The organism is Cupriavidus sp. 22TCCZM01-5, from assembly GCF_057798915.1.
Map to the genome: position 1 here is coordinate 42,260 of NZ_JBYOJR010000042.1, position 9,390 is coordinate 51,649.

General features: G+C 61.7%; 9 protein-coding genes and 4 pseudogenes. 4 read left to right on the forward strand and 9 right to left on the reverse strand.

What is annotated here, in order from left to right; all coding sequences use genetic code 11:
• Positions 1-458 precede the first annotated feature (458 nt).
• The 3 genes from AC3FNH_RS28500 to AC3FNH_RS28510 are packed head-to-tail and all read right to left on the reverse strand — an operon-like array spanning position 459 to position 1,736.
• Positions 459-1,154, reverse strand: coding sequence for an SOS response-associated peptidase (locus tag AC3FNH_RS28500; protein WP_488722459.1), 696 nt, complete (start codon positions 1,152-1,154; stop codon positions 459-461).
• Positions 1,155-1,206: 52 nt separating this feature from the next.
• On the reverse strand, positions 1,207-1,458 hold the full coding sequence (locus AC3FNH_RS28505) for a hypothetical protein (protein WP_488722460.1): 252 nt from the start codon (positions 1,456-1,458) through the stop codon (positions 1,207-1,209).
• Positions 1,455-1,736, reverse strand: coding sequence for a hypothetical protein (locus AC3FNH_RS28510; protein WP_488722461.1), 282 nt, complete (start codon positions 1,734-1,736; stop codon positions 1,455-1,457). The genes AC3FNH_RS28505 and AC3FNH_RS28510 overlap by 4 nt, the downstream gene beginning before the upstream one ends.
• Before the next feature lie 927 nt (positions 1,737-2,663).
• On the opposite strand from AC3FNH_RS28510, the gene AC3FNH_RS28515 reads away from it, so the two are divergent.
• Together AC3FNH_RS28515 and AC3FNH_RS28520 are read left to right on the forward strand one after the other, a co-directional pair.
• On the forward strand, positions 2,664-3,047 hold the full coding sequence (locus AC3FNH_RS28515; RefSeq protein ID WP_488722462.1) for a copper resistance protein CopQ: 384 nt from the start codon (positions 2,664-2,666) through the stop codon (positions 3,045-3,047).
• A 245-nt stretch (positions 3,048-3,292) separates the two neighbouring features.
• A complete protein-coding gene (locus tag AC3FNH_RS28520) occupies positions 3,293-3,898 on the forward strand; it encodes a TetR/AcrR family transcriptional regulator (RefSeq protein WP_488722463.1) in 606 nt (201 codons plus the stop codon).
• Positions 3,899-4,349: 451 nt separating this feature from the next.
• Here the strand turns inward: AC3FNH_RS28520 and AC3FNH_RS28525 are convergent.
• Both AC3FNH_RS28525 and AC3FNH_RS28530 read right to left on the reverse strand, forming a co-directional pair.
• Positions 4,350-4,970: pseudogene (locus tag AC3FNH_RS28525) on the reverse strand (transposase); the annotation flags it as partial.
• A gap of 32 nt (positions 4,971-5,002) precedes the next feature.
• Positions 5,003-5,731 (reverse strand): IS6 family transposase, encoded by a 729-nt coding sequence (locus AC3FNH_RS28530; RefSeq protein ID WP_488722464.1) that lies wholly within the window; start codon positions 5,729-5,731, stop codon positions 5,003-5,005.
• A gap of 38 nt (positions 5,732-5,769) precedes the next feature.
• Between AC3FNH_RS28530 and AC3FNH_RS28535 the strand changes: the two are divergent.
• Positions 5,770-5,942 (forward strand): annotated as a pseudogene (locus AC3FNH_RS28535) (IS66 family transposase); the annotation flags it as partial.
• Between the two features lie 139 nt (positions 5,943-6,081).
• Here AC3FNH_RS28535 and AC3FNH_RS28540 read toward each other — a convergent pair.
• The 4 genes and pseudogenes from AC3FNH_RS28540 to AC3FNH_RS28555 form a co-directional block, all read right to left on the reverse strand.
• Complete coding sequence (locus AC3FNH_RS28540; RefSeq protein WP_488722465.1) at positions 6,082-6,408, reverse strand: hypothetical protein; 327 nt, start codon at positions 6,406-6,408, stop codon at positions 6,082-6,084.
• Complete coding sequence (locus AC3FNH_RS28545; RefSeq protein ID WP_488722466.1) at positions 6,357-6,524, reverse strand: hypothetical protein; 168 nt, start codon at positions 6,522-6,524, stop codon at positions 6,357-6,359. The genes AC3FNH_RS28540 and AC3FNH_RS28545 overlap by 52 nt, the downstream gene beginning before the upstream one ends.
• A 280-nt stretch (positions 6,525-6,804) precedes the next feature.
• A pseudogene (locus AC3FNH_RS28550) lies at positions 6,805-7,362 on the reverse strand (LysR substrate-binding domain-containing protein); the annotation flags it as partial.
• 197 nt (positions 7,363-7,559) lie between these two features.
• A pseudogene (locus AC3FNH_RS28555) lies at positions 7,560-7,688 on the reverse strand (transposase); the annotation flags it as partial.
• 701 nt (positions 7,689-8,389) lie between these two features.
• Here AC3FNH_RS28555 and AC3FNH_RS28560 point away from each other — a divergent pair.
• Positions 8,390-9,331 carry a hypothetical protein gene (locus AC3FNH_RS28560; protein WP_488722467.1) on the forward strand — a complete coding sequence of 314 codons (942 nt, stop codon included), beginning with the start codon at positions 8,390-8,392 and terminating at the stop codon, positions 9,329-9,331.
• Positions 9,332-9,390: the final 59 nt, after the last annotated feature.

A 9,390-nucleotide genomic window follows, 5' to 3' on the forward strand; every position in this document is an offset into this window, starting at 1 on the left:
GCGGTGCGCGCGATGGCGCAGGAGGGGTCTGCGGTGAAGGACGTACTCAATGCTGCCAAAGCAGATGTCGAGCGGAGATCTAGGAAGATCGGGGAGACAGCGCAGAAGGGTTTTGCCCACAATGACGCCGAGAGCGAACGTCAGCCCGAAAATTGAATTACGCCGCCCGTGGACTCTCCCCCCCACAGGTTTCCAGTTCTCCGCGCGGACGGCGTACATGCGGTTGGTTCGGGGATAAGACTGCGCAATCTTCGGACGGCCGTTCTGTAGCGTAGCGCGGCCGTTGCCAGCAGCAGTGGTGAAAGAGATGTTCGAGGAAGCGCAGGTGCGCAACATGTGGGCAGAGACCGGCCCAGGAAGCGACGTGCGATGTCGCCCCGACCGTGCCATTCAGACGACTGCTTCGCCCAGAAAACTGCCGTTGGCGAAACGCATGGTCCTGTGACCGTAGTGGGTCGCTATGCGACCTTCGTTTTTCCCGCGGGTGGGGCCGGGGAATCCGTGGACCCTACGACCTTCCTCGCGCGCGGCTGCAATGGTGCTGGCTCCGCAGCCATGGATTCAGCAGGCGGGAGGGTCAAGAAGCTCCTGGCCACCTCCGGATCTCGACAATCAAGCCAGTCGCTCCATTGGGAGGGCGGCACAATCACGACCGACCGCTTTTCCTTATTCGGCGCATGCATCCGCCTCATGACTGGGTGTTTGTCCGCGTTGACTGTTAGCATCGTGAACGAGAAGGTTCCGTCCGGCCAGTCCCGCCACAGGCCAGCAATACCGAAGGCCCGCTCGCCGGGGAGCCAGATGCGGTACCGCACCGACTTAAGTCCGTGCTCGTAGTTGGGCTCATAGATGGCTGTGGCCGGTACCAGGCAGAGCTGTCCATTCTTCCACGGCCCGCTGAAGCTGCGTTTCTCGCCGACCGTCTCTGACCTAGCGTTCATGGTGTCGAACGGGCGGACGCCCTCCGGTATACGCACACGGGGGATAAAGCCAAAATTCGCCAACACGCATTCCCGGCGGTCGCTGTTGTCGGCACGCACGATCGGCGCGGTATAGTCCGGCCAAGTCTCAGGCTTCCACTCAGTCGCCGGCGGCACGACTCCAAACACGTCGCGCAGAAGCTGGTGCTGGACTGGGGCGTAGTTGGTGCACATGCCCTTCTCCTCCTCTTCTTCCGTCGAGTGTACTGGGTAGTCCGACGAGAGCCTATCGAAGCGTGAACCGGAGCGTTCTTTCGTCCAGCGCAACCCACTGCCCGACTGCAAGCCGCAGCAGCTCACCGTTATTCCAGTAGGAGACGTGGTCCGGTCGCCATGTCAGCGCGTATAGGTGCCGCGCCTGGACACCGGCGATGATGAGAAAGTTGCTTGTGGCAGCAACCGCCTCGCACGAAAGCTGCAGATCTTCGCGATCCTCGCCGAAGTAGTGAGCCTCCAGGAAGATGGTCGTAACAGTCATGGTTGCCGGATGGTTTCCGCCCAATAGACTACCCAGTAGAGATACGAGTGCTTGTGGTGGCGGACCTTTTTGACGCGCGCGAAGAAGCGGACCTGTCCGAATTCCTCTACCTCTGTCACGACTTCCTGTTGCTGGCCTTCCGACGTGGGCTTGGGCAGCAGACCCATGACATCCGAGACGTCGTCACCGCGGATCTGGACCAGGATCCCATTGCCTGCGTCAGCGTTCCTGGTTTCCGAAGGCCCGTGACAGCGGGCGGCATTCTTGCTGTTTCCCATGGTCAGCCTCGCACGGGGACGATGCGGACACCATCGCGGGAGACTTCTATCTGCGGTGTATGACCATATGACCGTAGTCGGCGCACGTCATCGCGTGCCGAGGGTGGGATGTCCTGCTGGCAGCCCAGCGCGCCATTGCTGATGCAAAAGGTGCCGCAGCTTGGACATGTGTAGCGATAGCCACGGGGAGCGGCGCGTATGCGCTCTGCGGCGGCTGAGCAAATCGGGCAGTTGACGGGCTCGGGGAGCATGAGGCGCCTCTTTCTAGTACTGTACGTATATACAGTATATGGCGCGTGCAGCGACATCTTGAAAGCCTGAGTTAACTGTATGGATATACAGTATTCGAGCATGTTCCCCACGACACCTCGAAAGACCGATTTGGGTCGGTCATAGAAAGTCGCAGTTTCACGGGAGGCATTTGACCGAGACCGGCCAGTTTCCCCCATTCAGTGTGCTTGGAGCGGTGGCCGTCACTTGGGGTGTCGAAGGTGTCGGTGAGATCGCTTTCTCAATGGAAAAGCCCCTGGATCGTCACCTGACGGGAGAACAATGGGGTTGGCGCCCCCTCAGAGCTAAAGTGCCATTTTTCTTTTATTACTCAATAACTTAGATCAATCGATCCGCACGATTAGACTAAAACCTCAAGCCTGTAGGTCGTATCTCTACGAAAAGTCCTTGCTTATCTATCTAGTAGTAGATAGTATTGAGCGCATGGAACGACGCGATGCACGAAGCCAACAGCAACGCAGCCGGTCCAGGCCTTACAAGATTGTTTGTCAGTACCGGTAGCGGTCTTTTTTTTAGCTCGATCATCTATCTAGTAGTAGATAGTGACATAGAAGAAGACCTCTGATTCGCAGCACAGACACGGACCAGCGAACCATCTCACAAACCGAGATCGCCCGGCCCACCAAGGAGAGCACCATGAACGCCAAGACCATCCTCACCGCCGCCGCCCTCGCAACCGCTTTCGTCGCCGGTGCGGTCCAGGCCGCCCCGGCCGCCCAGAAGGCCGGCGAAGTCTACGGCTACAGCTATCGCGTACAAGACCAGCGCAGCGCCTTCACCGATGGCGCACGCCAAGGCAAGGTCGACACGTTCAGCGAAGGTGCCCGCGTCGGCAAGGCCGACCCGTTCACGGACGGCGCCAAGATTGGCACGTTCGACCCGTACACCGACGGCGCTCGCATCGTTGCCAGCCTGGACCGCGCCGGCGTGTCGGCCAGCCCGGCCCGCAAGGTTGACCCGTACCTGGACGGCGCCAAGATCGGCACGTTTGACCCGTACACCGACGGCGCCAACGCTTGAGTCCAATCGAGGGTAGCCGCCCGAAACGCAATCCCGGGCCCCTACCCGACCTGACTCCCTGGAGTTTCAGCATGAATTTGCGTGACAGTGCCCTGATCCTGGGCGGCTGGGTGGTGCTCTGCATGACTAGCGGAGCAGTGCTTTCGCTTGTTGCGCAGTCGCTGTCCATCTGAACGGATTCAACCAATTCAGCGGACAAGCGACGAAACGGAGGGTCTCCGGCAACCAAGCCGAAGACAGTTCTCATGAAAACGCATACCGTACGCGACCAATTGCTTGAGCACGCCTCCGTGCTGATCCGGCAACGCGGTTACAACGGGTTCAGCTATCGGGACCTGGCGGAACTGGTGGGCGTGAAGACCTCAAGCATTCACTACTACTTCCCGGCGAAGGACGATCTGGTGCTGGAGGTAGTGCGCCTTTACCGCGAACGCGGACAGGCTCGCCTCGCTGCCATCGATACCAGCCTTCCGCTGGCCGAACAGGCGCGGCGCTATGTCAATCCGCTGCGCAACGGCATCGAACTGAACCAGATCTGCCTGGCCGGCATGTTATCAGCGGAAGTGATGGTGCTGCCCGACACGATCCGCACACTGTTGCAGGCGCATTTCCAGATGAATGAAGACTGGATCGCGAGCCTGTTGCACCGTGTCCAGATTGAACGTGGCCAGTCGTATCCGATGCCGCCGCAGGTGCTGGCGAAGGTGCTGTATGGCGCGATCCAGAACGGCATCATCACGGCGCGAATGTCCGGCTCCACCGATCGCCTCGATGCCGCGCGGGACATGTTGCTCGGCGCCGTCGGTGGATCGCTGTGCGTGGCCGAGCAGCACGAAGCCGTCGCCGCCTGATCATGCATGGTTTTGCGACACCTGGCTCAGGTGTCTGACGCCCCCCCGCCCCGCTCTCGCGGCGGGCGTCATTGTTGGTTTGACCGCCGGAGTCTTCCCGGCGGCTGCTTTTATCGGCCAGAGACGGTCGCGCTCTGCAGCGGGTCATTCGACCGGTTGAATCTGCGGTCGGCTACAGCCCGTCGCCACGGAGTTCTCCGAGAGCCTGGGCAATCGGTCTCTTCCCGGCCATTCTCGGCCGTTCGCTCTCACGATCATGCGGTCATTCAAGCGACCGATCTGCTCCGAGGCCGTGTGGAAACGTCTCTCGAATCGCACCAATGCGCGCCCCCTCCGGGGCGTAGCCTGCCTTGGCTAATCCGGTCGTGGGATGACGTCGAAACGGGTGCGAATAGTGCTAATGGCCCCTGAGGGCGATCTTCAGCCCATTTTTTTGGGCGTAATTGGGTGCTTACGCACCCACCAGGCGCATCGCCTTCATTGTTTTCGAGAATCCTAGAATTCTGAGCACGCGCTTGAGGTTGTACGCCAGAACATGCAGGCTCATTTCAGTACCTACATTGGGTAGCGTGCGCGTCAGGAAGTGCGTGTAGCCCATCCAATGTTTGAAGGTTCCGAAGACATGCTCGACCGTTCGCCTGCGAACCGTCATTGCATCCGGCGTCTTATCGAGCCGGCGCTGGACGGCCTCCAGCACTTCCTCATGCTCCCATCTGGAGATGCGCCGGTAGGGACTTGGCGTGCACTGCGATCTCATGGCGCACTGAGGACAAGCACTGCTCCAATAGCGGCGTAGCCGCAGTCCATGTTCTTCTCTGGTGAAGCGGTATATCGCGCGTTCACCAGCGGGACATTGATACTCGTCGTCTCGGGCAATGTAGATGAAGTCCGCCCTATCAAACCGACCTCCCGCCTTCGCGCTGGATGTCGTGGGCTTAGGCAAGATGGCAGCGATGCCAGTATCGGCGCACGCTTTGATCTCTTGCGCACTGAAGTAGCCGCGATCAGCGATGGCTCTAAGCTTGACTTTACCCATCGCATCGCGAGCGGCACTGTCACGTTGGCGGAGTTTGTTCGCAAGGGGAGTAAGAGCGGCTCGCTGCCTCACGCAGCAGACGGATTTTGGGCGACTTCGGTGAATTCACGCCAGGCCGAGAATCGGGCTGCGAGGTGTTTGCGATAGAGGCAGGCGCGCAGCAGGTGCCGCTTGAGGGCGAAGTGCTGACGGATCGGCCCGAAGCTTGAGAGGAAGGCCTGAGTGCTTTTGGGGCCGCGGAACCCGCGCATGCGCCGCTCCCGTTCGCGGGTGGGCTGGTGACTGTTCTCGGCCCGATTGTTCACGCGGGCGCTAGCCTTGACGAACACGTGCTTCGTGTTGGCCAGCGCGGGCAACTCGGCCTTGGCCGCCGGGTAGCTGCGCAACTGGTCGGTGACGATCTTGCGCGGGGCCGGGCAGGAACGCAGCACCCGCTGGAAGAAACGCTTGGCCGCGGCCTTGTCGCGCCGCTTCTGCAGCAGGATATCGAGTTCGGCCCCATGCTCGTCAACAGCGCGCCACAACAGCCAGGGCTCGCCGCGCAAGCTCACATACATCTCGTCCAGATGCCAAATACTGCCCGGCTTGCGCCGCGCGGCCTTGACCTGATGGGCGAAGCCCGCGCCGAATTTGTCGCACCAGCGGCGGATCGATTCGTAGCTCACGACCACGCCGCGCTCGAACAGCAGCTCCTCGATGTCGCGCAGACTCAGCTGGAAGCGAAAGTACCAGCGCACGGCCATGCTGATGACGGCCGCCGGGAAGCGATGGCCATGGTAGAGCGAGTTCTTCTTCATCGCCTCATCTTACGCGACCTCGTCAACGTGACAGCGCCCATTTCTGGCTTGCAGAACAAAGGCGGCAGGTGCCGGACGATTCGGCCATCGCGCGAGCTATCGACTACAGTCTCAAACGCTAGGCGGAACTCGGGCGCTACGTTGAGGATCCAGCCGATCAAACTGGCTGTTCGCGGGCTCGCTGCGCGCTGGCCAGTGTGCGGCCCAACTGCGCCGTAACGGCGCGACGTCGATTAGCCCAGACCGATTCCGCAGGCCCTAATCGCCCCGGGGCGGTCGCACCCGAACGGAGGCGGCGGCCTGAAGATGGCTTCATACTATGCACATTTACCGGCAAGCTTACGCGCGTTTCAGCGACCCTCGCGTGGCACCGGCAAGCCGAGGTTGCCGCGCAATGTGCCGGCCTCGTACTCGCGCCGGAAGGCGCCCCACTCCTGCAGTAACGGCACCACCTCCCGTGTGAAGTCGTCGAAGCCACCGGGAAAATACGCCGGCATGATGTTGAACCCGTCGGCGGAGCCCGCTGCCACCCATTCGATCATGTGGTCCGCAACCTGCGCCGCGGTCCCGACCACAATCTGGTGGCCGCGGGCGCTGGCCACGAGGTGATAGAGCTGGCGCAGCGTCAGCCCGCGCGTGGCGGGAAGCTGCCGCAGCAGAACGCTGCGGCTGTGCACACCTGCTGCGGCGCCAGCGACGGCAGTGGCTGGTCGATGTCATAGCCTGATACGTCGATCGCCAGCTGTTCGCTCAGGACGGCCAGCGCATTGGACTGGTCGGTAAATGACTGCAATTGCGCCAGCTTTTCGTGCGCTTCCGCCTCCTGCGCCCGATGATGGGCATCAGGCCCGGAGGCAGTGCGCCGGGCTCCGGCCCTGCGCCCTCACCTGGGCCTTCAAACCCTGCGCAAACCCGCGCGCCGCCTGCAGGTCCTGCTGGAAGGCGCCGGGATGGGCATGGGCGTAGGCAATCAGCTGCGGCAGCGTCTGCGCCGGGACAGCGGGATTCACGGCCACCGTTGCCAGCATGCGAAAGTACCGGCGACTCTCATATCTCCGTGATAAACCTGACTTCCCATGCTCCCCGGCCAGCAGTGCACGTTTTGCCTCGGCAGCTGCCTGCAGGTAGTCCCACAATACCTGGATGCGACGCAGCTTGCGCAGATCTTCGCGACAGTACAACCAGAAGCAGCGGGTCACCGCCACCTCATCGGGCAACACAGGTATCAGTGCCGGCTGCTGCGCAGCGATGAAACATGGGAGGATCGCCAGCCCACCGCCCTGCAACGCGGCGAAGTATTGTGCAATCACGCTCGTGGAACGCAGCCCGGCAGTGGCACCTGGCACAGTGCGCTCCAGATAAAGCAGTTCACTACTGAACGCGAGGTCGTCCACGCAGCTAACAAAGGCGTGATCGGACAGGTCTGCCTTGCTCGTAATGGCTGGATGGCTCGCCAAGTATTCGCGCGAGCCATAGAGCCTCAACTGATAGTCGCAGAGCTTTGTGCAGACATAGGGACCGCGGTCAGGCCGCTCTATGGTTATTGCCAGATCGGCCTCGCGTTTGGTCAGGCTGACGAAATGCGGCACCGGCAGCAGATCTACCGTGACGAGAGGATGTGCTGCACGGAAGCAATTTGTGTGACGACGACAAACTCGCGTGGAGGACCTTGCCGTCGTCTTTCCCGCCCGACTACCACCATTCTTCTTAATGGCTAACGTGGGCGAGCCCGCCAGCCTCGTCCTGGCCGCACGAGCTCACGCGCCTGCGATAGCGACCGGACTAGCGGGTCCAGCAGTACAAGCAGGCCGGTCAATTTGTTCGGATTCAACACCCGCAGCCGAAGAAGCTCGATATTCGCGCGGCCATACATCTGGCGTTTGAGGAGCTTGAGCCGGTTGACATGACCCTCGGTCTGGCCATTGCTCCATGGTAGCTTGAATGCCGCCCGCACCGAGCGCAAACCTCACGTTAACGCGCCCCCTCCCCCTGTTTACGACAGCGCGGCCAACGGGCCGCCCGGCAGGGCTCGCGACAGTAAACCGTCCCCCACCACGGCCGCAGCGGGAACGCCCTTTCTGCCGAATTACCGTGAATTCCTTGACATTGAAATTCACGCCATCTCACCCCGAAATTCACGTGGTGCGCCGCACGGCCTTTAAAAGACGACGAGAAATCAAGGCATTCCCGTGGATGGCGTGCGATTAAATGAATTCGTTAACATTGAAATACATTGTTTTGTGGCGCCACTGACGGGGCGCGGTCGCGATCGCGTGGGTTGGGGGTCGTGGGGCCGGTTGGGGCCGTTGCGCGTGAACGTCCACGTCTCCGGGGTATCGTGCGCGGTGCGTTTACGCACCCCCGTTATAGACAGCGTGCGCAGGGCGTTTACGCCCTGCGTTGCGGACTGACTATAACGGGGGGAGATACCAAAACAACAGCACGAGTTCACGCACCAGCAAGATACCGGCCCCGATATTGCAATTGCGGTATCGAATGTGGAAAATTGGGCGACCCATCGACCCAATGCGTGCACGTAAACCGGTTTAAAGCGGCACCACGTATACGCCTGCCGGGTCACCGATCCACTGGACCGATTCCTCCATGCACAGCGCGCCCCAGTTCTCCCCTTCGCTACCGACTCGCAGCGCCAGCACCGTGGCCAGCTATGAGCGCTTTTTCCGGCGCCACGCGGAACGGCTCGCCCGCGAGCAAGGCATCGAGGACCCGACCCCGTCGGAGATCGTCGCCGATCTGGTCCTGCGGCGCCCCGCCATGAGCATGGCCACATGGCGCTTTCAGAAATCGGCCGCGCTCTACGTGATCGAGACTCATCACCCGGGACACCACGAAGCGCTGGAGCAGCTGCGCAACCACGGCTCGGGTGGGCTGTCCCGCCACAGCGCGAACACGGCCGGGCGCAAGCGCAAACACGTGCCCGAACAGGAGTGGGCCGAGATCCGCCATGTGATCATGCGCCGCATCCAAGACGGGTACCGGCATGCGCAAGCGCTCATGGACGTGCTCAGTTCCACCCTGCTGGTGGGCTTGCGCCCGATCGAATGGGCGTTCTCCACTATTGCCACGCATGCGGACACCGGACGGACGGTGCTGCGCGTGACCAATGCCAAGCACTCGAACGGCCGCGCCAATGGGCCGACGCGCGAGCTCTTCATTGACGAGCTGAGCGAGGACGAGCGTGCCCTGATCGCGCGCGCCTTGGCCGCCTGCGCGGCCGAGGATCGGGAGGCCGCCGAAAAAACCAAGCTCGCGCTCAAGCACGAGCTGGAGACCTGCCGCATGATGGCGGTGGCGGGCACGCGCAAGGTGGAATCGAGCGTCACCATGTATTCGTTCCGGCATCAGTTCATTGCCGATGCCAAGCTGACCTTCGAGACGCCGCTGCTGATCTCGGCCACGGTCGGCCATCGCAGCACCAAGACCGCGTTCGAGCACTACGGCAAGCGCCGCCACGGGCGCGAGCGCGTGCGGGTGTACCCGACGCCCGAGAGCGTCGCCGCCGTGCAGAACATCACTTTGGAGACCTACCGCAGTTACGTGGCCGCCCGACAGGGCGGCCGCGTGCCGCGTTTGCGCTAAGAAGCTGTTGCGAAATTACCCATAGGGTCTGTTAACTTTCTCAAGCCGGTGTTAACTTC

Coding starts and splice junctions, on each gene's coding strand:
- AC3FNH_RS28515 (WP_488722462.1), top strand. CDS start 2,664: ATGAACGCCAAGACCATCCTCACCGCCGCCGCCCTCGCAACCGCTTTC.
- AC3FNH_RS28510 (WP_488722461.1), bottom strand. CDS start 1,736: ATGGGAAACAGCAAGAATGCCGCCCGCTGTCACGGGCCTTCGGAAACC.
- AC3FNH_RS28530 (WP_488722464.1), bottom strand. CDS start 5,731: ATGAAGAAGAACTCGCTCTACCATGGCCATCGCTTCCCGGCGGCCGTC.
- AC3FNH_RS28500 (WP_488722459.1), bottom strand. CDS start 1,154: ATGTGCACCAACTACGCCCCAGTCCAGCACCAGCTTCTGCGCGACGTG.
- AC3FNH_RS28505 (WP_488722460.1), bottom strand. CDS start 1,458: ATGACTGTTACGACCATCTTCCTGGAGGCTCACTACTTCGGCGAGGAT.
- AC3FNH_RS28520 (WP_488722463.1), top strand. CDS start 3,293: ATGAAAACGCATACCGTACGCGACCAATTGCTTGAGCACGCCTCCGTG.